20 protein-coding genes are annotated in these 24,371 nt (G+C 72.6%); 9 read left to right on the plus strand and 11 right to left on the minus strand.

Features of this window, described 5'->3' with window-relative positions:
• Window positions 1–97: 97 nt before the first annotated feature.
• The 10 genes from ACFYPN_RS10905 to ACFYPN_RS10950 all read right to left on the minus strand — a co-directional run bounded on the left by ACFYPN_RS10905 (window position 98) and on the right by ACFYPN_RS10950 (window position 10,838).
• A complete protein-coding gene (locus ACFYPN_RS10905; RefSeq protein WP_389297919.1) occupies window positions 98–1,651 on the minus strand; it encodes an NADH-quinone oxidoreductase subunit N in 1,554 nt (517 codons plus the stop codon).
• 74 nt (window positions 1,652–1,725) lie between these two features.
• The gene (locus ACFYPN_RS10910) at window positions 1,726–3,393 is read right to left on the minus strand and encodes a NuoM family protein (protein ID WP_389297921.1); all 1,668 of its coding nucleotides are present in this window, start codon (window positions 3,391–3,393) and stop codon (window positions 1,726–1,728) included.
• A 27-nt stretch (window positions 3,394–3,420) separates the two neighbouring features.
• Entirely contained in the window at window positions 3,421–5,421 is a 2,001-nt protein-coding gene (locus ACFYPN_RS10915; RefSeq protein WP_358755818.1) for an NADH-quinone oxidoreductase subunit L, read from the minus strand.
• Window positions 5,418–5,852 carry an NADH-quinone oxidoreductase subunit NuoK gene (gene nuoK / locus ACFYPN_RS10920; RefSeq protein ID WP_389297734.1) on the minus strand — a complete coding sequence of 145 codons (435 nt, stop codon included), beginning with the start codon at window positions 5,850–5,852 and terminating at the stop codon, window positions 5,418–5,420. The genes ACFYPN_RS10915 and nuoK overlap by 4 nt, the downstream gene beginning before the upstream one ends.
• Window positions 5,852–6,670 (minus strand): NADH-quinone oxidoreductase subunit J, encoded by an 819-nt coding sequence (locus tag ACFYPN_RS10925; protein WP_389297923.1) that lies wholly within the window; start codon window positions 6,668–6,670, stop codon window positions 5,852–5,854. The genes nuoK and ACFYPN_RS10925 overlap by 1 nt, the downstream gene beginning before the upstream one ends.
• Entirely contained in the window at window positions 6,670–7,311 is a 642-nt protein-coding gene (locus ACFYPN_RS10930) for a NuoI/complex I 23 kDa subunit family protein (RefSeq protein WP_389297736.1), read from the minus strand. Before ACFYPN_RS10930 ends, ACFYPN_RS10925 begins: the two co-directional genes overlap by 1 nt.
• Window positions 7,311–8,279, minus strand: a complete 969-nt coding sequence (locus tag ACFYPN_RS10935) for a complex I subunit 1 family protein (protein WP_358755810.1) — start codon at window positions 8,277–8,279, stop codon at window positions 7,311–7,313. Before ACFYPN_RS10935 ends, ACFYPN_RS10930 begins: the two co-directional genes overlap by 1 nt.
• Complete coding sequence (locus tag ACFYPN_RS10940) at window positions 8,276–9,673, minus strand: NADH-quinone oxidoreductase subunit C (protein ID WP_389297925.1); 1,398 nt, start codon at window positions 9,671–9,673, stop codon at window positions 8,276–8,278. The genes ACFYPN_RS10935 and ACFYPN_RS10940 overlap by 4 nt, the downstream gene beginning before the upstream one ends.
• A gap of 125 nt (window positions 9,674–9,798) precedes the next feature.
• Window positions 9,799–10,446 carry an NADH-quinone oxidoreductase subunit B gene (locus ACFYPN_RS10945; protein ID WP_389297738.1) on the minus strand — a complete coding sequence of 216 codons (648 nt, stop codon included), beginning with the start codon at window positions 10,444–10,446 and terminating at the stop codon, window positions 9,799–9,801.
• A complete protein-coding gene (locus ACFYPN_RS10950) occupies window positions 10,437–10,838 on the minus strand; it encodes an NADH-quinone oxidoreductase subunit A (RefSeq protein WP_358756083.1) in 402 nt (133 codons plus the stop codon). Before ACFYPN_RS10950 ends, ACFYPN_RS10945 begins: the two co-directional genes overlap by 10 nt.
• 192 nt (window positions 10,839–11,030) lie before the next feature.
• Between ACFYPN_RS10950 and ACFYPN_RS10955 the strand changes: the two genes are divergently transcribed.
• The 5 genes from ACFYPN_RS10955 to ACFYPN_RS10975 all read left to right on the plus strand — a co-directional run bounded on the left by ACFYPN_RS10955 (window position 11,031) and on the right by ACFYPN_RS10975 (window position 18,452).
• On the plus strand, window positions 11,031–12,224 hold the full coding sequence (locus ACFYPN_RS10955) for a sensor histidine kinase (protein WP_389297740.1): 1,194 nt from the start codon (window positions 11,031–11,033) through the stop codon (window positions 12,222–12,224).
• Window positions 12,225–12,554: 330 nt separating this feature from the next.
• Window positions 12,555–14,027 (plus strand): sensor histidine kinase, encoded by a 1,473-nt coding sequence (locus ACFYPN_RS10960; RefSeq protein ID WP_389297742.1) that lies wholly within the window; start codon window positions 12,555–12,557, stop codon window positions 14,025–14,027.
• Window positions 14,028–14,434: 407 nt separating this feature from the next.
• Window positions 14,435–15,088, plus strand: a complete 654-nt coding sequence (locus tag ACFYPN_RS10965; RefSeq protein ID WP_389297926.1) for a response regulator — start codon at window positions 14,435–14,437, stop codon at window positions 15,086–15,088.
• Between the two features lie 363 nt (window positions 15,089–15,451).
• Entirely contained in the window at window positions 15,452–17,398 is a 1,947-nt protein-coding gene (locus tag ACFYPN_RS10970; RefSeq protein WP_389297744.1) for a 2-oxoacid:acceptor oxidoreductase subunit alpha, read from the plus strand.
• Window positions 17,391–18,452 (plus strand): 2-oxoacid:ferredoxin oxidoreductase subunit beta, encoded by a 1,062-nt coding sequence (locus ACFYPN_RS10975; RefSeq protein ID WP_358755801.1) that lies wholly within the window; start codon window positions 17,391–17,393, stop codon window positions 18,450–18,452. Before ACFYPN_RS10970 ends, ACFYPN_RS10975 begins: the two co-directional genes overlap by 8 nt.
• 185 nt (window positions 18,453–18,637) lie before the next feature.
• Here ACFYPN_RS10975 and ACFYPN_RS10980 read toward each other — a convergent pair whose 3' ends face one another.
• Window positions 18,638–19,060: a helix-turn-helix domain-containing protein gene (locus ACFYPN_RS10980; protein ID WP_358755799.1), complete on the minus strand. Its 423-nt coding sequence runs from the start codon at window positions 19,058–19,060 to the stop codon at window positions 18,638–18,640.
• 139 nt (window positions 19,061–19,199) lie between these two features.
• On the opposite strand from ACFYPN_RS10980, the gene ACFYPN_RS10985 reads away from it, so the two are divergent.
• The 4 genes from ACFYPN_RS10985 to ACFYPN_RS11000 all read left to right on the plus strand — a co-directional run bounded on the left by ACFYPN_RS10985 (window position 19,200) and on the right by ACFYPN_RS11000 (window position 24,284).
• The gene (locus tag ACFYPN_RS10985) at window positions 19,200–20,060 is read left to right on the plus strand and encodes an SDR family oxidoreductase (RefSeq protein WP_358755797.1); all 861 of its coding nucleotides are present in this window, start codon (window positions 19,200–19,202) and stop codon (window positions 20,058–20,060) included.
• 129 nt (window positions 20,061–20,189) lie between these two features.
• On the plus strand, window positions 20,190–21,245 hold the full coding sequence (gene rarD, locus ACFYPN_RS10990) for an EamA family transporter RarD (protein ID WP_389297747.1): 1,056 nt from the start codon (window positions 20,190–20,192) through the stop codon (window positions 21,243–21,245).
• Between the two features lie 68 nt (window positions 21,246–21,313).
• Window positions 21,314–22,903, plus strand: coding sequence for an FAD-dependent oxidoreductase (locus ACFYPN_RS10995; protein WP_389297749.1), 1,590 nt, complete (start codon window positions 21,314–21,316; stop codon window positions 22,901–22,903).
• 553 nt (window positions 22,904–23,456) lie between these two features.
• A complete protein-coding gene (locus tag ACFYPN_RS11000) occupies window positions 23,457–24,284 on the plus strand; it encodes a Cof-type HAD-IIB family hydrolase (RefSeq protein WP_358755791.1) in 828 nt (275 codons plus the stop codon).
• Window positions 24,285–24,371 lie beyond the last annotated feature (87 nt).

A 24,371-nucleotide genomic window follows, 5' to 3' on the forward strand; every position in this document is an offset into this window, starting at 1 on the left:
CGCCCGGTGCGTGATGGATGCACGCACGACCCTGCCCTGTCCCGGGCCGCCGGAGCAAGCCGGGGAGGTGAGGGCCGGGACGGGTGGTACGGAACCGTCAGAAAAGCGTTCCGGTGGCGAACCCCAGGACGATCTGCGGCGCTCCGGAGAGGACGAGCGCGGCGGCGGTGGTGAGGACGAGCGCGGCCACGAGGGGGACCGGCGCGGCGGCCGGGATCGCCGGTGCGGGCAGGGCCACCGGTACGGGCACGTCCTCCGTCACGGTCTCCGGGGCGTGGGTGCCGCGGAAGAGCAGCGCGGTCCACCGGAGGTAGTAGGCGAGGGCGATCACCACGTTGACGGCCATCACGACGGCGAGCCAGCCGAGGCCCGCGTCGACGACGGACGAGAACACGGTGACCTTGGCGAAGAGGCCGATGATCCCGGGCGGCAGTCCGGCCAGGCAGAGCAGGAAGAACGCCATCGCCAGGGCGGTGAGGGGCCGGTGGGCGTAGAGGTTCCGGTAGTCGGTGAGCCGGTTGCCGGGGCTCGTACGGGCCACGAGGGCGGCGACCGCGAAGGCGCCGAGGTTCACGACGGCGTACATCAGGGCGTACGCGACGGTGGAGCCCACGTGGAGGTCGTCGCTGTACGCGGACGACGCGATCGGCACCAGGAGGTAGCCGGCCTGGCCCACGGAGGACCAGGCGAGCAGGCGTACCGCGCTGCGGGAGCGGCCGGGGTCCTGGCGGAGGGCGGCGACGTTCCCGACGGTCATGGTCAGCGCGGCGAGCACGGCGAGGGCCGGTCCCCAGACGTCGGCGTATGCGGGGAAGGCGAGCACGGTGACCAGGATGAGGCCCGAGAAGCCGACGGCCTTGCCGACGACGGAGAGGTACGCGGCGATGGGCAGCGGGGCGCCGACGTAGGTGTCGGGGACCCAGAAGTGGAAGGGCGCCGCGGCGGTCTTGAAGGCGAAGCCGACGAGGGTCAGCGCGACGCCCGCCCCGGCGAGGGTGGCGAACCGGGCGGGTACCTCGTCGAGGCCGGCAGCCAGTTCGGTGAGGTGGGTGGTGCCGGTCGCCGCGTACACGAAGCTGACGCCGAGGAGCATCACGGCGGTCGCGGTGACGGACGAGAGGAAGAACTTGAGGGCCGCCTCGGAGGAGCGGCGGTCGCCGCGCTTGATGCCGACGAGGGCGAAGGCGGGGAGCGAGGCGACTTCCAGGGCGACCACGAGGGTGATGAGGTCGCGGGCGGCCGGGAGCAGCGCCGCGCCGGAGGCCGAGGAGAGCAGCAGGAACCAGAACTCGCCGGCCGGCAGCTTGCGGGTGTCGTCGAGCGAGAGCAGCGCGGTGAGCAGCGCCCCGCCGATGACCAGGGCCTGGACGGCGAGGGCGAAGTGGTCGGCGGTGTAGCTGCACGCCTGGCCCGCGCCGGGGGTGGCGGCGTCCACGCAGAAGGTGGAGCGGTGCCCGCCCCGCAGCGGGATGAGCAGGGCGAGGGCGACGACGAGTCCGGCGACGGTGGCGTACCCGAGGAGCGGCTTGTGGCGTTCGGCGAGGAAGAGGTCGGCGACGAGGACGACGAGTGCCAGTACGGCCACGGCGAGCGGCGGGGCGACGGCGAGCCAGTCGATGGACTGGACGAGGCTCGCGGCGCCGCCCGCCAGGGGCGTTCCGGTCGTCGTGCCCGCGCCGGAGCCGCCCGGGGCCGTGCCGACCCCGGCGGCCACGAGTTCCGTGATCACGACTTGCCTCCTGCGAGGAGCTTCTGCACGGCCGGGTCGCTGAGTCCCAGGAGGACGGCGGGCCAGAGTCCGGCGAGGACGGTGAGGGCGACGAGCGGGGTCCAGGTGGCGAACTCGTACGGGCGGATGTCGGCGATCTCCGCGGGGGCCGCCGTCTCCGGAGCGGTGACCACGGCCACCGCGCTCCCGACCGCTTCCGCGCTCTCCGGCCGTGTGGCGGCGCCGAGGCCGGTGCTCGTGCCGAGGCCGGTGCCGCCGCTCGGGCGCGCGGGCGGTTCGCCCATGCAGACGCGGCGGACGACGACGAGCATGTACGCGGCGGTGAGCAGGGTGCCGAACGCGCCGATCGCCATGAACGTCAGGAACGCGGAGCGGCTGAGGCCCTCGGCCGGGTCGAACGCGCCGAACAGGGTGAGCATCTCGCCCCAGAACCCGGCCAGGCCGGGGAGCCCGAGGGAGGCGACGGCGGCGAAGGCGAGCAACGCGCCCAGCCGGGGCGCGCGGCCGTAGAGGGCGGCGCCGGTGGCGCCCGCGAGGGTGTCGAGATCGGCGGTGCCGTGTCGGTCCTTCACCGCGCCGACCAGGAAGAACAGCAGGCCGGTGATGAGGCCGTGCGCGATGTTGGCGAAGAGCGCGCCGTTGACGCCGGTGGGGGTCATGGTCGCGATGCCGAGGAGCACGAAGCCCATGTGGCCGACGGAGGAGTACGCGATCAGCCGCTTGAGGTCGCCCCGGGCGCCCGGACGGGCGAGGGCGAGGCAGGCGAGCGACCCGTAGACGATCCCGGCGACCGCGAGGGCGGCGAGGTAGGGCGCGAAGGTGTGCATGCCCTCGGGGGCGATCGGGAGGAGCACGCGGACGAATCCGTAGGTGCCCATCTTCAGCATCACACCGGCGAGGAGCACCGAGCCGACCGTGGGGGCGGCGGTGTGCGCGTCGGGCAGCCAGCTGTGCAGCGGCCACATCGGGGTCTTCACGGCGAGCCCGATCCCGATCGCCAGAACGGCGATGACCTGCACGGACGTGGAGAGGCCACGGCCGTTGTCAGTGGCGAGTGCCACCATGTCGAAGGTGCCGGCGTCGAGCCCGACGAGCAGCAGTCCGAGCAGCATGACGACGGAGCCGAGCACCGTGTAGAGGACGAATTTCGAGGCCGCGGCCTGCTTGCCCTCGCCGCCCCAGCGGGCGATGAGGAAGTACATCGGGATGAGGACCATCTCGAAGGCGAGGAAGAAGAGCAGCAGGTCCAGCACGGCGAAGGTCGCGAGCGTGCCGGATTCCAGCACCAGGATCAGGGCGACGAACGCCTTCGGGGACGGCCCCGCGGGCATCTTGAAGTAGCTGTACACCGCGCAGAGGAAGGTCAGCAGCGCGGTGAGCACGAGAAGGGGGAGAGAGATGCCGTCGATGCCGAGGTGGACGCGGACGTCCAGCGCCGGGATCCAGCTGATGTCGGTGGTGGCCTGCATCGTCGCCGCGTGGTCACGGTCGAAGCCGGCCGCCAGCAGCAGGGTGACGACGAGGATCGCGCCGGTCACGGTGACGCCGTGGCGGAGCACTGCCTGGTCGGGGTCGCGGCCCTGCAGCCCGGGCGGGGCGGGGAGCAGGGCGGAGACGGCGCCCAGCAGCGGGCCGACGACGGCCAACGCCAGAAGGACCTGCATCACGGACGGGCTGATATCGATCACGGTTCACGCCCCGGCGTTGACGTTGGCATAGACGACGACGGCGATCGTCAGGACGAGTGACCCGGCCAGCAGGGCGGAGACGTAGGTCTGCGTGTTGCCGGTCTGGGTGCGGCGGACCGCGGTGCCGAGCAGGCGTGCGGTGGTGCCGGCGCCGCGTACGTACGTGTCGACGACCTCGCGGTCCAGGAAGCGGACGAGGCGTGCCGCGGCCAGGACGGGCCGTACGAACAGCCACGAGTACAGCGCGTCCAGGTGGAAGCCGGCGGCCGCCGGGGCGTGCAGGGGGCCGAGCAGCAGGCGCCCGGGGTCGGCGGGGTCGTCCGCCTCCGCGATGTCGCCGTAGAGGGCGGTGTGGGAGCTGATGGCCTCGGCCTCCACGAGCGCGGGTTCCGCCCGGGGGTGAGCGGTGACGGCACCGAGAGGATGGCCGGCGGCGTGCGCGGTGGTGTGGCGCCATGCGGCGTAGGTGACGAGTCCGCCGACGAGTCCGACGCCCGTGGAGAGGACGGCGGTGGTCAGCGTCGGGGTGAGGCGGTGCCCGTCGAACCAGTCGCCGATCATGCCGACGGTGAGGCCGAAGCCGAGGGTGGGGACGGCCAGCACCCAGAGGACGGAGGTCATCGCGACGGGCTGCTTGCCGTGGTCCGGCACGTCGGGGCCGCGGCCCTTGAAGGTGAGCAGCCAGAGCCGGGTGGCGTAGGCGGCGGTGAGCACGGCGGCCAGCAGGCCCGCGACGAGGATCGTCCAGCCGGCGGCGGCCGGGGCGACGTCGCGGTCGCCGAGGGCGGTGTGTTCGGCGGCGACGAGGACGGCTTCCTTGGAGAAGAAGCCGGCGAACGGCGGGATGGCGGCCAGCGCCAGCAGGGCGACGGTCATCGTCCAGTAGGCGTCGGGGATGCGCTTGGTGAGGCCGCCCATGCGGGACATGGCGGCGAGCGAGTTGGTGCCGGTGGCGTGGATGACGACTCCGGCGGCCAGGAAGAGGACGGCCTTGAAGGCGCCGTGCGACAGGAGGTGGAAGACGGCGGCGCCACGGTCGCCGACGGCCAGCGCCCCGGCCATGTAGCCGAGCTGACCGAGGGTCGAGTAGGCGAGGACGCGTTTGATGTCGTCCTGCGCGAGCGCGGCCAGCCCGGATCCGACCATGGTGACGGCGGCCATCACGGAGAGGACGACGAGGGCGGCGCCGGAAGCGGCGAAGACGGGCAGCAGCCGGGCCACGAAGTAGATCCCGGCGGCCACCATCGTCGCAGCGTGGATGAGCGCGGAGACGGGCGTCGGGCCGGCCATCGCGTCGGGCAGCCAGGTGTGCAGCGGGAACTGCGCGGACTTGCCCGCCACCCCGGCGAGCAGCAGCAGCGCGATGAGAGTGGGGTGGTCGAGTCCGCCGTTGCCGACCGCGCCGAGGATTCCGGTGATGCGGAAGGTGCCGGTGTCGGCGGCGAGCGCGAAGATCCCGATGAGGAACGGGACGTCGCCGAGCTTGGTGACGAGGAACGCCTTGAGGGAGGCGGCGCGCGCCTCGGGCGTCTCCCAGTAGTGGCCGACGAGGAAGTACGAGCAGATGCCCATGATCTCCCAGCCGACCAGGAGCACCATCAGGTCGCCGGAGTAGACGACGAGCAGCATCGCGGAGGTGAAGAGGGAGACGAGGGCCGCGTAGGAGGGGTAGCGGGGGTCGTCGCGGAGGTACGCGAGCGAGTAGACCTGCACGCAGGTCGCGACCAGCCCGACGAGGACGGCCACCAGGACGGCGAAGCCGTCCAGGTGGAGCGCGAGATCGATCGGCACCGAGCCGGTGGGCGTCAGCCGGGTGGAGGCGTCCACCGCCCGGCCGCCGCCCTGGTCCGCGGCGACGACCACGGCGAGCACCGCCGCGGCCAGGACCGGGAGGATGGCGAGCGGCCGGACGAACCCGGGCGCGGTGCGGCCGAGCAGCAGCCCTGCGACGGCCCCCAGGAAGGGCAGCAGGGGGACGAGGACGGCGAGGGTCGTGGTGGTCACGCGGTGGCCTCTGTCTTCCTTGCCTTCCCCGCCGGAGCGGTGGCCGGTTCATCGGGGCTGCTGGTGCGCGGGTCGGCGGGTTCGCCGTCGCCGGTCCACTCGTCGGGGAGTGCCTCGGCGTCGTCGGTCTCGGCGGTGTCGCGCAGCCGGTCCACGTCGGAGGAGCCGCGGTTGCGGTACACGGCGAGCACGATCGCGAGGCCGATGCCGATCTCGGCCGCGGCGATGGCGATGGTGAAAAGGGTGAGGGCCTGGCCGGCGTGGAGCGAGTCGCGGAGCCAGACGTCGAAGGCGACCAGGTTGAGGTTGACGGCGTTGAGCATCAGCTCGACGGAGATCAGGACCAGGATCGCGTTGCGGCGGGCGAGCACACCGTAGACACCGACGCAGAAGAGCAGGACGGCGAGCACGGCGGGATAGGCGAGGTGCATCAGCTCTTCCCTTCTTCCGGGGCGTCGGGGGCGGCAGGACCGGCCGGGGCATCGGGACCGGACGGGGCGGCATGGCCGTTGCCGGTCTCGCGGGCGGGCGTGCCACCGGGGCCGCTGCCGGGCTGGTGACCGGCGCGCGTACGTCCGGTGGCGGCACGGCGGGCGGTGGCGCGGGGTGCGGTGACGCGGGTGCCGGAGCCGCCGGGTGTACGGCTGCCGGGTGTACGGCTGCCGCGGGTGCGGCGGGCGCCGGGGAGGGCCGCGCGGGTCTCGGGGTCACGGCGGGACAGCACGATCGCTCCCACCAGGGCGGCGAGCAGTAGCACGGAGAGCGCTTCGAACGGCAGCACCCAGTGGCGGAAGAGGAAGCTTCCGGTGGCGGCGGTGGAGCCCTGGGCGGGCCCGTCCAGCTCGATCCAGGTGGTGCGGAAGGCGTCCACGACGACCCAGACGAGGGCCGCCGCCGAAGCGAGGGCCACACCGAGCGCGACCCACCGGTTCTCCGAGTCGGCGTCCGGCGACCGGCCGATGGGGGCGCGGGTGAGCATGAGGCCGAAGAGGAGGAGGACCACGACCGAGCCGACGTAGATCAGTACCTGGACCCAGGCGATGAACTCCGCCGTGAGCAGGAGGTACTCCACCGCGAGGCCGCCGAGCGTGACGACGAGCCAGAGTGCGGCGTGCACCAGCTGCCGGGTCGTGACGGTGACGAGGGCCGCGCCGAGGGTCACGAGTCCGACGAGGACGAACGCGATCTCGACGCCGGACGGGGAGAGGAAGCCGGGGTGGGCCGCCGCGCTCGCGGCGAGTGCGGGCATCATGCCTGGCCCTCCTCGTCGATCGGGCGTTCCGCCGGTGCGGTCCGTTCGGCCTGTGCTGGCTGCTCGGCGGCCTGGGCTGCCTGAGCTGCCTGAGCTCCCTGTTCCGCCTGGGCGCGCTGGGTTTCGAGCTTCTCCGCCGTCTTGCGGGCGGCGGCGATCTCCTTCGGTTCCTCCGCGCCCGGGTCCAGCGCGGGGGGCTCCGGCACGGTCCACATCCAGTCGCGGAGCTTGTCGCGCTCGTGGGTGAGGTCGCGGATGTCCGTCTCGGCGTACTCGAACTCCGGCGACCAGAAGAGGGCGTCGAAGGGGCAGACCTCGATGCAGATGCCGCAGTACATGCAGAGGGAGAAGTCGATGGCGAAGCGGTCGAGGACGTTGCGGGAGCGCTCGCGTCCGCCGGGGGCCGCGGGCGGGCTCGTCTCCTTGTGGGAGTCGATGTAGATGCACCAGTCGGGGCACTCGCGGGCGCAGAGCATGCAGACCGTGCAGTTCTCCTCGAACAGCCCGATGACGCCGCGGGAGCGCGGCGGGAGTTCGGGCTGCGCGTCCGGGTACTGCGCGGTGACCGTGCGCCTGGTCATGGTCCGCAGGGTGACGGCGAGGCCCTTGGCCAGGCCGGAGCCGGGGATCGGAGGCACTAGTTGATCGCCACCTTCACGATGCCGGTGAGCGCGATCTGCGCGAGGGCGAGCGGGATGAGTGTGGTCCAGGCGAGCTTCTGGAGCTGGTCCTCGCGCAGGCGCGGGAAGGTGACCCGCAGCCAGATCACGACGAACGCGAGGATCACCGTCTTCAGCAGGGTCCAGAGCCAGCCGAGGCTCTCCCCGCCGAACGGGCTGTGCCAGCCGCCGAGGAAGAGCACGGTGGTCAGACCGCACAGGACGACGATCCCGGCGTACTCCGCGAGCAGGAAGAGCGCGAAGCGCAGCCCGGTGTACTCGGTGTACGCGCCGAAGATGATCTCCGAGTCGGCCACCGGCATGTCGAAGGGCGGCCGTTGGAGTTCGGCGAGTCCGGCGACGAAGAAGATCAGGGCGCCGGTGATCTGCCAGGGCAGCCACCACCACTCGAAGGCGTCGAGGATGCCGGGGAGCGAGACCGTCCCGGCGGCCATCGCCACGGAGGCGGCGGCGAGCAGCATCGGCAGTTCGTACGCCAGGAGCTGCGCGGCGGTACGGAGGCCGCCGAGCAGGGAGAACTTGTTGGCGGAGGCCCAGCCCGCCATCAGCGAGCCCAGGACGCCGATCCCCATGACGGCGAGGACGAAGAAGATGCCCGCGTCGACGACCTGGCCGACCGCGCCCTCTCCGGGCCCGACCGGGATGGCGAGCACCACCAGGAGGTACGGCAGCAGGGCGACGGCGGGCGCGAGCTGGAAGATGCGGCGGTCGGCGTCGGCCGGGACCACGTCCTCCTTCTGCACGAACTTGACCCCGTCCGCGACGAGCTGCGCCCAGCCGTGGAACCCGCCCGCGTACATGGGGCCGAGCCGGCCCTGCATGTGCGCCATCACCTTGTGCTCGGTCTGACCGACGACGAGCGGGAAGACCAGGAAGACGACGAAGACGATGAGGAGCCGGAGGGCGACGTCCAGTACGTCGTTCACGCGGTATCGCCTCCGGAGGGACGGTGGTCGGGATCATCGGGCACGGCGGGGTCTGCGGGTACGGCGGGGTCATCGGGCACGGCGGGGTCTTCGGGCGCTTCGGGTCCGGGCCGCCCGGGTTCTGCGGACCGCCCGAGTTCCTCGGACTGCTCCGGGGCTTCAGGACCGGCCCCGGGGTCGGCCCGGGGGTGGGGCCCGGCCTCGGACTTGGCCTCCGGCGCGATCTCGGGCTCGCGGTCGGGCTCGCGGCCGGGCCCCACCTCCGGCTCGGGCCCCCCCTCCGGCTCGGGCTCCGACTCCGCCTCGGGCTCCGACTCAGCCCCGGCCTTCTCCTTCGCCACGCCGGGACCGTCGTCGAACGCCGGGCGGGCATGGTGCCACGGGGCGTCCGCGCTTCCGGTCGTCCGGGGAGCCGGGTTCGCCGGGGCGCCGGAGTCCGCTGTGGTACCGGTCCTCCCGGCTGCCTCCGGGTCCGTCGCGGCGGTCTCCGTACCGTCCGGGGCGGCGCCCTCCGTGCGCTGACTGGCGGAGCCGGCCGAGACGCTGCGGGACCGGCGATCGGGGCGGGCGGGCGGTGCGCCCTCGGCCGGGGTCGCGGCGGCCGGGGCGGACGGTCCGGCCTGACCCGTCCCCGGCGTCCCGGCATCGACGGCCGGGGTGTCCGGTCCGGCCGGGGGCGCGGCGGGGCGTTGTCCCGCCGAGCCCTCGGTGACGCTCCGGGCGCGGCGTACCGGTCGCTCGCCTGCGGCGGCACCGGCCCCGGCGCGGGCGCCGCGCGCCGGGCGGGCCGGTGCGGGCGGCAGCTGCCCCTTGAGCGGGCCCCATTCGTTCGGATCGGGTACGCCCGGCGGGAGCATGGTGCGCCGCTTGGGCCCGCCGTGCTCGGACTCACCGGGCTCCTTGGCGCCCGGCCATGCCTTGGCGACCCGGGCGGCGAGGACGAAGTCCTTGCGCAGCGGATGGCCCTCGAACCCCTCGGGCAGCAGCAGGGGTACCAGGTGCGGGTGGCCGTCGAAGCCGATGCCGAACATCTCGTGGGTCTCGCGCTCGTGCCAGGCGGCGCCCGCATAGACGTCGATCGCGCTGGGCAGTACGGCCGCACCGTGCGGAACCGTCGTACGGACCAGCAGCCGCCGGACCGTACCGGGGGAGAGAGCGGCCACGTGGGCGCCGACCAGGAAGCCGGTGCCGGGTTCGTCGACGGCGCTCAGCCAGTCGAAGTAGGTGCAGCCGAGCCGGTCGCGCGCGGTCTCCAGCGCGGCGGTCCAGGTGTCGGCGGGTACGTCCACGGTGAGCAGGTCGTACGCGCGGGCGGCGCTCGCCCCTTCGCCGAAGAGCCCGGCGACGGCCTCGGCGACCGCGTCCGGGTCGGCGCCGAGCAGCCGGTCGTACAGGTCGGCGGGGGGCGCGGAAGCGGACTCCGACTCGGCGGAATGCTCGGACGCGGGCTCGGCGGGGTTCACGGAAGCGGACCCGCCCGGGTTCTCAGCGGCGTTCTCGGGAGCGTTCTCGGGAGCGTTCACCGTGACTCCCCGGGCTCGGCGGGTGCGGCGACGAGACCGCTGCGCAGCGCGGCGGTCGAGGGCCGGGCGGTCGCGTACCGTTCCGCCAGCGACTCGCGGGCGATCCGCTCCTGGAGCTTGAGGATGCCCTGGAGCAGCGCCTCGGGCCGGGGCGGGCAGCCGGGGACGTACACGTCGACGGGGATGATCTGGTCGACGCCCTTGGTGACCGAGTACGAGTCCCAGTACGGGCCGCCGCAGTTGGAGCAGGCGCCGAAGGAGATCACGTACTTCGGTTCGGGCATCTGCTCGTAGAGGCGCTTCACGGCCGGGGCCATCTTGTCCGTCACCGTGCCGGACACGACCATCAGGTCGGCCTGGCGCGGGCCAGGGGCGAAGGGGATCACGCCGAGCCGCATGAAGTCGTGACGGGACATCGAGGCGGCGATGAACTCGATGGCGCAGCAGGCCAGGCCGAAGTTGAAGACCCAGAGGCTGTAGCGGCGGCCCCAGTTCAGGACCACCTTCATCGGTTCCGGCGCGAGCCGGGACAGCACGCCGAGCTGTCTGGGCTCGGGCAGCGGGACCGGTCCGGGGCCCGACACGGCCTCCCGGGTTCCGGCTGCGGGCTGCGGCTCGGGGGTCTGCCGGCTCGTCACGCCCATGTGAGGACGCCCTTCTTCCATGCGTAGAGCAGTCCCACGGCGAGGAAGCCGAGGAAGACGAACATTTCCACCAGCGTGGTCGCGCCGAATCCGGGCGCGGCGAACACGGTCGCCCAGGGGAAGAGGAAGACCGAGTCGACGGCGAAGATCACGTAGAGGAAGGCGTAGACGTAGTACCGCACCTGCGTGTGCGCCCAGCCCTCCCCCACGGGGTCCACGCCGCACTCGTAGGTGAGGAGCTTCTCGGGCGTCGGGACCACGGGCCTGAGGAGGCGTCCCGCCCCGAAGGCGACGGCGACGAAGAGCACGCCGACAAGGGCGAGCAGTCCGACGACCGAGTAGCTGTGGAAGTAATCCGACGCGAGAGCGGTCGGCTCCGGCAGTTCCGGCACGTCCGCCACGTCCGTTCCTCGCTCCCTCGAACCCTTCGACGATCTGTACGCACGGGAGTCTAGGCCCTGTTGAAGAGAGGGTAAGCAGCCGCGTCCCGGGCGGGGGCGGGCCGAGGGGTGGGGTTATCCCCCTTCCCTCGCACCCACGAGCCCCATGGCGTGCGCGGGGTTCGTACCGGCAGGCTGGGGCGCATGACGATGAGCCCCTCCGAGAGCCCCTCCGCGCCGGACGACCCCCGGCCGCCCCGACCGCGTCCGGCCCTCGACGTGTGGACGTGGAAGGAGATCGCCCATCTGCTGGCGAACCTGCCGACCACGATCATCGGCTTCGTCTACGCGATCGTGCTGGTCGGCGTCGGTGCCGGACTCTCCGTCACGGTGGTCGGACTGCCTCTGCTCGCCCTCGGTATCCAGGGCTCGCGCGGGCTCGGCCAGTTCGAGCGCGCCCGGGCCCGTGTCCTGCTCGGGGTGCATGTCGAGGAGCCGGGGGCGATCGCGCGGACCCGCCGCGAGAAGGGGTTCTTCGCCTGGCTCTGGTCGGGGCTGGGCGACCGGGTGGGCTGGCGGTCGCTGCTGTACTCGTTCGTCCGGCTGCCCTGGGGCGTGGTGACGTTCACGGTGACGCTGGTGGGCTTCTTCGTGTTCTGGCCGGTCCTCCCCTACGTGACGCGGGCGCTCGCCAACGTGGACCGCGCGATGGTGCGGACGCTCCTGGCGCCGTCGGACGAGCTGGAGCGGCGGATCGCCGAGCTGGAGTCGGACCGGGGTGTCGTGGTGGACACGGCGGCGGCGGACCTGCGCCGGATCGAACGCGATCTGCACGACGGCGCCCAGGCCCGGCTGGTGGCGCTCGCCATGGACCTCGGGCTGGCGAAGGAGAAGCTGAGCGACGATCCGGAAGCTGCCGCCCGCATGGTCGACGAGGCGCACGGCGAGGTGAAGGTCGCCCTCCAGGAGCTCCGCGATCTCGCCCGGGGCATCCATCCGGCCGTCCTCACCGACCGGGGCCTCGACGCGGCCCTCTCCTCGATCGCCTCGCGGTGCACGGTGCCCGTGACGGTCGGCGTCGATCTGCCGGGCCGGCCGGCCCAGGCGATCGAGGGCATCGCCTACTTCACCGTCTCCGAACTGCTCCAGAACGTCAGCAAGCACAGCGGGGCGCGCTCGGCCGCCGTGGACGTGTGGCGCGCGGGCGACCGGCTGATCCTCCGGGTGCGGGACGACGGCACGGGCGGGGCGCGGCCGGAGGGCGGCACGGGCCTGGCCGGTCTGTCGGAGCGGCTGGGGGCGGTGGACGGTCTGCTGGTCGTGGACTCGCCGGAGGGCGGCCCGACCTCGGTGACCGCCGAACTGCCATGGCGCGACGGGTCGGCCGGACCGGGCTGAGAGTCCGGGAACAGGAGCCGGGAAGCGGCGCGGAGGGCCGGGGCGCGTGCGCTCCGGCCCTCCGCCGTGCGTACGGCGCGCACGCCGGGGTGGGGGTAACCCCCCACCGGATACGGAGACCGCCCTCATGGTGCGGAGCGCCCGGGGGGAAGAGGCTGGAGTCATCGGCCGGCAAGCCGCGCAGGGGCGGGACGACGGCCCCCCGGGCAACCGCCGGCGCGGACGCGCGGAACGGCCGGCCGTGCACGGAACGGCATACGGCGGAACGGCACACGGAGAACGGCCCGCGACGGGCTTCACCGGAAACGGAAACGGAAACGGACGGCAGCGATGGCCACGGCATACGGATCGGACGCACGGGACCGGCAGGGCGGTGGCGGGACCGGCTCCTGGGACCACCCGGAGGAGAAGCACTTCTTCCCTGCCGTGCTCCGCGCGCCGGTCGAGGCGCGGACCTGGCGGGAGGTGCTGTACCTCCTGCTGAGCCTGCCGGTCAGCATCGCGCTCTTCACCCTCGTGGTCACCACCGTCTCGCTGAGCGCCGGCCTGATGGTCACCTTCCTCGGCATTCCGGTCCTCGCCGCCGGCCTGGCGGTGTGCCGGGGCTTCGGCGCCCTGGAGCGCCGCCGCGCCCGTGCCCTGCTCCGGCTCGACGTGGCCGATCCCGAGCCCGTGCGGGGCAGGAAGGGCGGAGTGTTCTCGTGGGCCGGCGCGGCGCTCCGCGACGGCACCTCCTGGCGCCACCTGCTCTACGGCTTCCTGCACTTCCCGTGGGCGGTCTTCGCGTTCACCGTCTCGGTGACCCTGGTGACGACCGCCTGGAGCATGTTCACGTACCCGCTCTGGGCATGGGTCTTCCCGGCGTACGTGGGCATCGACGGCCTCCAGCTGTACGGGGACGCCACGCACCGCGTCTACCTGGACTCCACCTTCGAACTGACGGCGACCTGCGGTGTGGGCCTGGTCCTCGTGCTCGTGTCGCCGTGGATCGTCCGGGGGCTGGCCTCGGTGGACCGGGTGATGGTCGCCGGGCTGCTCGGCCCGTCCCGGCTGGACTCCCGGGTGGTGGAGCTGGAGTCGGACCGGGGTGCGGTCGTGGACACGGCGGCGGCGGACCTGCGCCGGATCGAACGCGATCTGCACGACGGCGCCCAGGCCCGGCTCTCGGCCCTCGCGATGGAGCTGGGGCTGGCGAAGGACCGGCTGGCCGAGGACCCCGACGCGGCGGCGCGGCTGATCGACGGGGCGCACGGCGAGGTCAAGGTCGCCCTCCAGGAGCTCCGCGACCTCGCGCGGGACATCCACCCCGCCGTCCTCACCGACCGGGGCCTCGACGCCGCGCTCTCCTCCGTCGCCTCCCGCTGCGCGGTCCCGGTCTCCCTGGACGTGGAGCTGCCGCTGCGCCCGGCGCGGGCGATCGAGAACCTCGCGTACGTCACCGTCTCGGAGCTGCTCCGCAACGTCACCCGGCACGCCCACGCCACCCGGGCATCGGTCACGGTGCGTCGGACGGCGGACCGGCAGAACCGTGACGACCGCAAGCGTCACGACCACTCCCCCCACGACCGCCGGCCTTCCGGCCGCGAACGTTCCGGCCGCGAGGACGGACCGCTCTTCCTGGATCGCCCCGACCACCTGGTGATCCGGGTCGACGACGACGGGCGGGGCGGCGCGGAGGTGACGGCGGGCGGCCGGCTGGCGGGACTCGCGGAGCGCCTGCGGGCCGTGGACGGCAGCCTCACCGTGGAGTCCCCGGCCGGTGGACCGACGACGGTGACCGCCCGGCTCCCCTGGCGGGACTGACCGCCGCCGGTGCCGCCGGCCGCCTCAGGTGCCCCGCCGCAGTACCAGGTACGGGGCGAAGTGCACCCGAACGAGTGGTGCGGTGCGGCGCCGAGGGACGGCCTGCTGTGGTTCGGCCCTCCGCGCCGCCTTCCGACGTTCGGCTCCGACCACCCGGACCGGTTGCAGAGGCTGGTCCGAGCCCCGGTCTTCAGAGCCCTGGTCCTCAGAGCCCTGATCCGGCCGCCCGACCCGCAGCGCCACGGCTCGGGCCCGTACGGCGGGGCGAGGGCGGGGCGGCCTGGGTGAATGGAAGAGCGGGCCTGCCCCTGGGATGCTGGGCGCGGAAGAGATCCGCCGGGCGTCCGGCGCCGGACGACGACAGCAGTGGGGGAAGCGGCAGCGTGGAGAACAAGGTGCGGGTACGGGTGGTCATCGCCGAGGATTCGGTGCTGCTGCGGGAGGGGCTGACCCGGCTGCTCACCGATCTCGGGCACGAGGTCGTCGCCGGGGTCGGGGACGCGGAGGCGCTGCTCGAACTCCTGGCGTCGCTGCACGCGCGTCAGGAGCTCCCGGACGTGGTGGTCGCGGACGTACGCATGCCGCCGACCCACACCGACGAGGGAATCCGGGCGGCGGTGCGGCTGCGCAAGGACCATCCGGGTGTCGGGGTGCTGGTGCTGTCGCAGTACGTCGAGGAGCGGTACGCCACCGAGCTGCTGGCCGGCAGCACGCGCGGGGTGGGTTACCTGCTCAAGGACCGGGTGGCCGACGTACGGGACTTCGTGGACGCCGTGGTGCGGGTGGCCGGGGGCGGGACGGCCCTGGACCCGGAGGTGGTGGCGCAGTTGCTGGGGCGGAGCCGAAAGCAGGACGTGCTGGCGGGGCTCACGCCGCGCGAGCGGGAGGTCCTCGGTCTGATGGCGGAGGGGCGGACGAACTCCGCCGTCGCCCGGCAGCTGGTGGTGAGTGACGGGGCGGTGGAGAAGCACATCAGCAACATCTTCCTGAAGCTCGGTCTCGCGCCCAGTGACGGAGATCACCGGCGGGTCCTCGCGGTGCTGACCTATCTGAACTCGTAGTTCCCGCGCCTCGCGCCTCCGCGTCCGGGTCCACGCCACGTTCTCCCGTTCCCCCGGTCCTCCGCATCCTTTCGGTGGACCTCTCCGAATTCCGGACATCGCGCATTCATGAACGGTTGTCGGCACGCTCAATCCTCGGCGGACGGGAAAGTGCGGCCTACGTCGAAAGGCCGGGACTGCATCAGCCCCCCGACCTGCCACGGAAGGCTGGAATCGGAAAGAAAATAGGAAGGAACCGGCTCCCCCCGGCGGCGCCCCCCATATGATCGACGGAGGAAGGCGCCCCTTACCGACGTAGTGTGGGCCCCGGGACGTCGGCGGGCCGGCTGTTCCGGAGCCGCCGCCCAAGGGAGGTCCAGTTCAGTGACCAGCCAGGTCAGTAGCCAGGCCGATACGACCGACGAGGCTGTCCTCGGGGAGCAACGCGCCCCCCGTGCGACGAATGCGGGGATCGGCGTGAAAGAAATCCGTCGACTGGATCGGGTGATCATTCGATTCGCCGGGGATTCCGGCGACGGTATGCAGTTGACCGGCGACCGTTTCACTTCGGAGACGGCGTCGTTCGGAAATGACCTGTCAACCCTGCCGAACTTCCCGGCCGAGATCCGGGCACCCGCCGGGACCCTGCCCGGTGTCTCGTCCTTCCAGCTGCACTTCGCGGACCACGACATCCTCACGCCCGGTGACGCCCCGAACGTCCTGGTCGCGATGAACCCGGCGGCCCTCCGGGCCAACATCGGGGACGTCCCGCGCGGGGCGGAGCTGATCGTGAACACGGACGAGTTCACGAAGCGCCCGATGGCGAAGGTCGGTTACGACACCTCTCCGCTGGAGGACGGCTCGCTGGAGGCGTTCAACGTCCACCCGGTGCCGCTGACCACGCTGACGATCGAGGCGCTGAAGGAGTTCGGTCTGCCGCGCAAGGAGGCCGAGCGGAGCAAGAACATGTTCGCGCTGGGTCTGCTGTCGTGGATGTACCACCGGCCGACGGAGGGGACGGAGGCGTTCCTGCGGCAGAAGTTCGCGAAGAAGCCGCAGATCGCCGAGGCGAACGTGACGGCGTTCCGGGCGGGCTGGAACTTCGGTGAGACGACCGAGGACTTCGCCGTGTCGTACGAGGTCGCGCCGGCCTCGAAGGCGTTCCCGACCGGTACGTACCGCAACATCTCCGGGAACCTGGCCCTCAGTTACGGGCTGATCGCGGCGTCCCGGCAGGCCGGGCTCCCGCTCTACCTGGGCTCCTATCCGATCACTCCGGCCTCCGACATCCTGCACGAGCTCTCCCGGCACAAGAACTTCGGCGTGCGGACGTTCCAGGCGGAGGACGAGATCGCCGGGATCGGCGCGGCACTCGGTGCCGCGTTCGGCGGGTCGCTGGGGGTGACGACGACGTCCGGGCCGGGGGTGGCCCTGAAGTCGGAGACCATCGGCCTGGCCGTCTCCCTCGAACTCCCGCTGCTGATCGTGGACATCCAGCGCGGCGGCCCGTCCACCGGTCTGCCCACCAAGACCGAGCAGGCCGATCTGCTCCAGGCGATGTACGGCCGCAACGGCGAGGCCCCCGTCCCGGTCATCGCCCCGAAGACCCCGGCGGACTGCTTCGACGCGGCACTGGAGGCGGCCCGGATCGCGCTCACCTACCGCACCCCGGTCTTCCTCCTCTCCGACGGGTACCTCGCCAACGGCTCGGAGCCCTGGCGCATCCCGGACCTGGAGCAACTCCCCGATCTCCAGGTCACCTTCGCCACCACCCCCAACCACGTCCTCGACGACGGCACCGAGGTGTTCTGGCCCTACAAGCGCGACCCGGAGACGCTGGCGCGCCCGTGGGCGGTACCGGGGACGCCTGGGCTGGAGCACCGGATCGGCGGGATCGAGAAGCAGGACGGCACCGGGAACATCTCCTACGACCCGGCCAACCACGACTTCATGGTCCGCACCCGTCAGGCGAAGATCGACAACATCGACGTCCCCGACCTCGAAGTCGACGACCCGACCGGCGCCACCACCCTCGTCCTGGGCTGGGGCTCGACCTACGGCCCCATCACCGCCGCCGTACGCCGCCTGCGCGCGGCCGGCGACACCATCGCCCAGGCCCATCTGCGCCACCTGAATCCCTTCCCCCGCAACCTCGGCGAGATCCTCCACCGGTACGACAGGGTCGTCATCCCCGAGATGAACCTCGGCCAGCTAGCCACCCTGGTCCGCGCCAGATACCTCGTCGACGCCCACTCCTACAACCAGGTCAACGGCATGCCGTTCAAGGCCGAGCAGCTGGCCACCGCCCTGAAGGAGGCCATCGATGACTGACACCGACCGCTCCCTCCTCCAGCTCGTCCCCAAGGCCGACGCACCCCAGACGATGAAGGACTTCAAGTCCGACCAGGAAGTCCGCTGGTGCCCCGGCTGCGGTGACTACGCCGTCCTCGCCGCGGTGCAGGGCTTCATGCCCGAACTCGGGCTGGCCAAGGAGAACATCGTCTTCGTCTCCGGCATCGGCTGCTCCTCCCGCTTCCCGTACTACATGAACACCTACGGGATGCACTCCATCCACGGCCGCGCCCCCTCCATCGCCACCGGCCTCGCCACCTCCCGCCGGGACCTGTCGGTGTGGGTGGTCACCGGAGACGGCGACGCCCTCTCCATCGGTGGCAACCACCTCATCCACGCCCTGCGCCGGAACGTCAATCTGAAGATCCTGTTGTTCAACAACCGGATCTACGGACTGACCAAGGGCCAGTACTCCCCGACCTCCGAGATCGGCAAGATCACCAAGTCGACGCCGATGGGCTCCCTGGACGCACCGTTCAACCCGGTGTCCCTGGCGCTGGGCGCGGAGGCCTCGTTCGTGGCCCGGACCGTCGACTCCGACCGCAAGCACCTCACCGGCGTGCTGCGGGCGGCGGCCGACCACCCCGGCACCGCGCTGGTCGAGATCTACCAGAACTGCAACATCTTCAACGACGGTGCATTCGAGGCCCTCAAGGACAGGGAACGCGCCCAGGAAGCGGTCATCCGCCTCGAACACGGGCAGCCGATCCTCTTCGGTGCCGACGGGGCGAAGGGTGTCGTCCGCGATCCGGCCACGGGCGACCTCCAGGTCGTCGCCGTCACCGATGAGAACCGCTCCCGCGTCCTCGTCCACGACGCCCACGCCACCTCACCCACCACCGCGTTCGCCCTCTCCCGCCTCGCGGACCCCGACACCCTCCACCACACCCCCATCGGCGTCCTGCGCAGTGTCGAACGCCCGGTCTACGACACTCTGATGTCCGAGCAGTTGGACACGGCCGTCGAGCAGCGGGGCAAGGGCGATCTGGGGGCGCTCCTCGCCGGCCAGGACACCTGGACGGTCGTCGGCTGAGCGCACCCGCAGGCACCGGTACCGATTGCCGGTACCGACCGGAGGAACCACCGGCGCGGTATGAGCCCGGGTCCCGCTGCACCGTCTCCACGGCAGCGGGACCCGGGCTCCGGTGCTTCCGGACTCCGGTGCTTCCGGACTCCGGTGCTTCCGGACTCCGCTTCCGGACCCCGTGGTTCTACGGCTCAGCCGCCCCCGGGTCCCGCCTCGCGCGTGTCGTACTCCGCCCGGGCGGCGGCGACCGCCTCGACCTGGCGCTCGGACCAGCGGGCCAGCTCCCACACCCGTTGGGCGGCCTCCCGGCCCAGCGGGGTGAGGGAGTAATCCACCCGGGGCGGGATGACGGGGTGGGCGTCCCGGTGCACGAAGCCGTCGCGTTCCAGCGTCCGCAGTGTCTGGGCCAGCATCTTCTCGCTGACGCTCTCGATCGCGCGGCGCAGTTCGCTGAAGCGGTACGGGCGTTCCAGCAGCGCCGCCAGCACCAGCACGCCCCAGCGGCTGGTGACGTGTTCCAGCACCAGCCGGGACGGGCACATCGCACGGTTCACATTCGCTTCGCGCGCCGCTGCCGCCACGAGCCCGCCAGGGGTCTCCGTTTGCACCGTCATGGCACCACCTTACTTCAAGGTGGGTACTTCCTCTCAGTAAGTACACCACCTAGGGTGAGTGGAGAAAATAACACCAACAAGCCTCAACCGGGTCAATACCCCCGAACCGGGGCCGTGCGACACGAAGGAGAACCACCCCATGAGCATCGTCGTCACCGGAGCCACCGGACAGCTCGGACGCCTGGTCGTCGAGCAGCTGCTCGCCACCGTCCCGGCCGACCGGATCGCCGCGGTCGTGCGTGACGAGGCGAAGGCCGCCCCGCTCGCAGCGCTCGGTGTCGAGCTGCGGGTCGCCGACTACGACCGGCCCGAGACGCTCAAGGCGGTGTTCCACCCGGGCGACCGGGTCCTGCTGATCTCCGGCAGCGAGGTCGGCAAGCGCGTACCGCAGCACACCGCGGTGATCGACGCGGCGAAGGAGGCGGGTGTGGCGCAGCTGGCGTACACCGGCGTCCTCGGCGGACCGGCGGCCGACTTCCTGCTGGCCGGGGAGCACAAGGTGACCGAGCAGCTGATCCTGGACTCCGGGCTCCCCCACACCTTCCTGCGCAACGGCTGGTACACCGAGAACTACACCGCCAACCTCGCGCCGGTCCTGGCGCACGGCGCCGTGGTGGCCAACGCGGGCGAGGGGCGGATCGCCTCCGCGACCCGGGCCGACTTCGCCGCCGCAGCCGCCGCCGTGCTGACCGGCGAGGGCCACCTGAACACCGCGTACGAGCTGAGCGGCGACACCGCCTGGTCGCTGGCGGAGTACGCGGCCGAGGTCTCCCGTGCCACCGGCAAGGAGATCGCGTACAACGACGTGCCCGCGGCCGTGCACCAGGAGATCCTGGTCGGCGCCGGGCTGCCCGCGGACTTCGCGGAGATCCTGGTCGACGTCGACGAGGCGATCGCGCGCGGTCTGCTCGCCGGCACCGGCGGAGACCTGGCCCGGCTCATCGGCCGCCCCACCACCCCCCTCGCGACGACGGTCGCCGAAGCCGTCGCCGCCGCCTGATCGCCCCGCGTAAGACGAGAGGGATGCTCGCGTCATGACCGTCACCGCGATACGGAGCTGACGCGGGCCCCCTTCCGGAGCTACCTTCGTGGCGTCGGCGACCGCCGGCCCACGCATGGAGGAGGCCCCGTGAAGGGGAAGGACGAGCAGCGGGTCGGGCTGCTCAACGGAGTCGGCGCCTATGGGATGTGGGGCCTCGTCCCGCTCTTCTGGCCGCTGTTGAAGCCGTCCGGGGCGGCCGAGATCCTGGCCCACCGGATGGTGTGGTCGCTGGCCGTGGTCGGCGTCGCCCTGCTCGTACTGAAGCGCTGGGCGTGGATCGGCGTACTGGTCCGCCAACCGCGCAAGCTCGCCCTGATCGCCGTCGCCGCGGCGGTGATCACGGTCAACTGGGGCCTGTACATCTGGTCCGTCAACAGCGGTCACGTGGTCGAGGCGTCCCTCGGCTACTTCATCAACCCGCTGGTCACCATCGCCATGGGCGTGCTGCTCCTCGGTGAGCGCCTGCGGCCCGCCCAGTGGATCGCGGTGGCGACCGGGTTCGCCGCCGTGCTGGTCCTCGCCATCGGATACGGCCACCTCCCGTGGATCTCCCTGGTGCTGGCCTGCTCGTTCGCGACCTACGGCCTGGCGAAGAAGAAGGTCGACATGGGCGGCCTGGAGTCGCTGGCCGCCGAGACGGCGATCCTCTTCCTGCCCGCCCTCGGTTTCCTGATCTGGCTCGGCGCGCGCGGCGAGGCGACCTTCACCTCCGGCGGGGGTGCCGGACACGGGCTGCTGCTGGCATCGACCGGCCTGGTGACGGCGATCCCCCTGATCGCCTTCGGAGCGGCGGCGATCCGTGTCCCGCTGTCCACCCTGGGCCTCCTCCAGTACCTGGCGCCCGTCTTCCAGTTCGCCCTCGGGGTGGCGTACTTCCACGAGGAGATGCCGCCGGAGCGCTGGGCGGGGTTCGCGCTCGTCTGGGTGGCGTTGACGCTGCTGACCTGGGACGCGCTGCGTACGGCGCGGCGCGGCCGGGCGGAGGCGCTCCGGCTCGCAGCCACGGCCGCGACGGCCGGAGTGACGCCGGGGACAGGGGCAGCGGCCGACAGGCCCCCGTCACCGGCCGGGACAGCCGGCCCGGCGGTTGGCGGTGGCGTCCCGGGCGCGACGGCCGCCACCGGCTCCCACGACGACAAATAGTTACCCGGTTGCTTTTTTGCCTGGGTTGCGTTTCCCTTGGGGGCCCGAACCCCGCCCGAGGAGCAGCCATGACCACCGACGTACTGATCGTGGGCGCCGGCCCCACCGGCCTGACCCTGGCGTGCGACCTGGCGCGCCGGGGCGTCGACGTACGGATCATCGACAAGTCGGCCGCCCCTCCGCGCAGCTCCCGGGCGAAGGGGCCGAACCTGCGGTCGCTGGAGGTCCTGGCGAGCCTCGGGGCGGCCGACGAGGTGCTGGCGGCCGGGTCGCTGCCGCTGCCCATGCGCAAGTACCGCGACCAGGTCCCGGTCGCCGACTTCGATCCGTACGCCGACCCCGCCCCGGTCCCGGCCAACGCCTTCGACTGGCCCCGGCTGATCGCCCAGTGGCGGTTGGAGGAGATCCTCCGGGACCGGCTGGCCAAGGACGGCGTCCGGGTCGAGCTCGGTGCCGAGCTGGTCGGTCTTGACCAGCACTCCACGGGCGACGCGGCGGCCGTGACGGCCACCCTCGCCGACGGCGCAGCCCTCCGGGCGCGGTACGTGGTGGGCTGCGACGGGGCCCACAGCCGGGTGCGCAAGCTGCTCGGCATCCCCTTCACCGGTGAGATCCGGACCGACCAGGTGATGGTCTGCGGTGACGTCGAGATCGACGAGGGCGCGCTCGACCGGGGCATCTGGCACCAGTGGTTCGACGCCACCGGGGCCGTGATGCTCTGCCCGATCCCCGGCACCCGGGCGGGCTGGTGGTTCCAGGCGGGGCCCGAGCGGGACGGGGCGGGGGTGCCGCAGCCGCCGACCGAGGAGGGTTTCCGCCGCCTCCTCACCCGGCACACCGGGCTCCCCGGCGAGGTGCTGCGGCGCGCCACCCTGCTCTCCACGTACCGCGTCAACGTCCGCATGGCCGATCGTTTCCGGGACGGCCGGGTACTGCTCGCCGGGGACTCGGCGCACGTCCACTCGATCGCGGGCGGGATGGGCATGAACACCGGCATCCAGGACGCCTTCAACCTCGGCTGGAAGCTCGCCCACGTCCTGACGGGCCTGGCGGCCCCGGCCCTGATCGACACCTACGAGGAGGAGCGGCTGCCCGTCGCCGCCTGGACCCTGGACTTCACCTCCGCGCGGCTGGCCGAGACGATGGCCGCCATCCGCCGCCCCGGCGGCGGCCTGGACTCGGCGACCGCCCCCGAGGCGAGCGGACTGTCCACCGGCTACCGGTGGAGCTCGCTCGCCGCCGGAGCACCGGAGAACGGCCCCCGTGCCGGGGACCGGGCGCCGGACGCGCCGTGCCGGTCGGCGGCGACCGGTGCGCCGACCCGGTTGCACCACCTCTTCGCCGAGCCGCGCCCGACCCTCCTGGGCTTCGGCCCGGAGAGCGAGGAGATCCTCCGCGAGGCCGCGCGGACGTACGGCGACGCCGTCCGTATCCACCGGGTGTACGGCGCCGAGGAGGTGCCGGACGATCCCGCCGGCGTGGTCGACCACGAGGGGCGGGCCCGCGCCGCGTACGAACCCGGTGCGGACGGCACCGTCGTGGTGGTACGCCCCGACCACCACGTCGGGCTCGTCGCCCCCGCGACGGAGGCGCCCCGGGTGCGGGAGTACCTGGCGCTGCTGTGCGGGGGGTCGGGGGCGACCGTTTCCCGAGGGTGACGGGCGGGGGTGACCAGTCGGGGCAACGGGTCGGGGCGACGGGCCGGGGCGACGGGTCGGGGCTGCGAGTCCGGGGCGACGGGCCGGGGATGACGGGTCCACGATCGCCGGACCGCCCCGCCGGACCGCCCGCTGGGCCGAACGGGCGTCGAAGGACCGTTTCGTCAGGACCGCACGGTTCGCGCCTGCTCCGTCCCGGGCATACCGAGGGAACCCCCCTCCCCGGCAGTTCCGCCGCATCCCTCCCCCGCGACCCCGGCGCCCCACCTACGCCGCCGCGTCCCGTCGCACCGGCGGAACACCCGTCCCGCACGCGCCCCCACGGGCCCACCTGCGTCTCGTACAGGCGTCCGACCGGCACCGTGCGCCGGAGGCGGGGATTCCGGTCCGCCCCGGTGCGCGCTTCCCCCACGGCGCGTACCGGGGCCAATCATCCGAGATCACCTCTTTCCGCCGCCCGGACGACCGACCCTCTCCCTGCCCCGCCGGGAAGCTGACCGTCGCCCCAGGTCAGGGCCGCCCGGCGAAATGCCGATCTCCCTACGCTGGAACCATGCATTCGTCACCCGCGCCCGTGCACCCCCGGGTCGCGCACACCCTCGTCGCCACGGACCTGGACGGCACCCTGCTGCTGCCCGACGACTCCGTGAGCCCCCGCACGCACGCCGCCCTCCGGCGCGCGGCCTCGGCCGGTGCCCGGCACATGATCGTCACCGGCCGGGCGGTCCCGGGGATACGCGCCCTCCTGGCGACGCTGGACTACCGCGGCCCGGTCGTCTGCGGGCAGGGCACCCAGGTGTACGACGCCGAGTCGGCCCGGATGCTCCGCTCGGTCCCCCTGGACCGGGAGCTGGCCGACATGGCGCTGGGCAAGATCGAGGCGGAGGCGGGGCCGGTCTTCGCCGCCGTCGACCAGGACGGCCCGGCGGGGCTGACCCTGATCGAGCCCGGGTACCGGATGCCGCATCCGACCCTCCCCGCCCAACGGGTCGGGCGCCGCGACGACCTCTGGGCGGAACCCGTCATCAAGGTGATGGTGCGGCACCCGGAGCTGACCGACGACGAACTCGCCGCTCTCGGCCGGGCCGCCGTGGGCGATCTGGCGACGGTCACGATGGCCGGCCCCGGCATCGTCGAACTCGCCCCCTACGGCGTCCACAAGGGCACCGGGCTCGCGGTGGCGGCGGAACTCCTCGACCTGGATCCGGCGGACGCCATCGCCTTCGGCGACATGCCCAACGACCTGCCCATGTTCGGGCTGGTCGGGCACGGGGTGGCGATGGGCAACGCCCATCCGGAGCTGAAGGCCGCCGCCGACGAGGTCACCCTGCCGCATACCGAGGACGGCATAGCGGTGGTGCTGGAACGTCTCTTCGGCTGATCGGCGCACCGGCCGAACGCACCTCGGCCGGTGTCCTTCCTCCGGCACCCCGTCCTCCGGCACGCACCGTCCCCGGCCCCGGCCCCG

It is taken from the genome of Streptomyces sp. NPDC005576 (genome assembly GCF_042871745.1).
Lineage (GTDB): Bacteria > Actinomycetota > Actinomycetes > Streptomycetales > Streptomycetaceae > Streptomyces.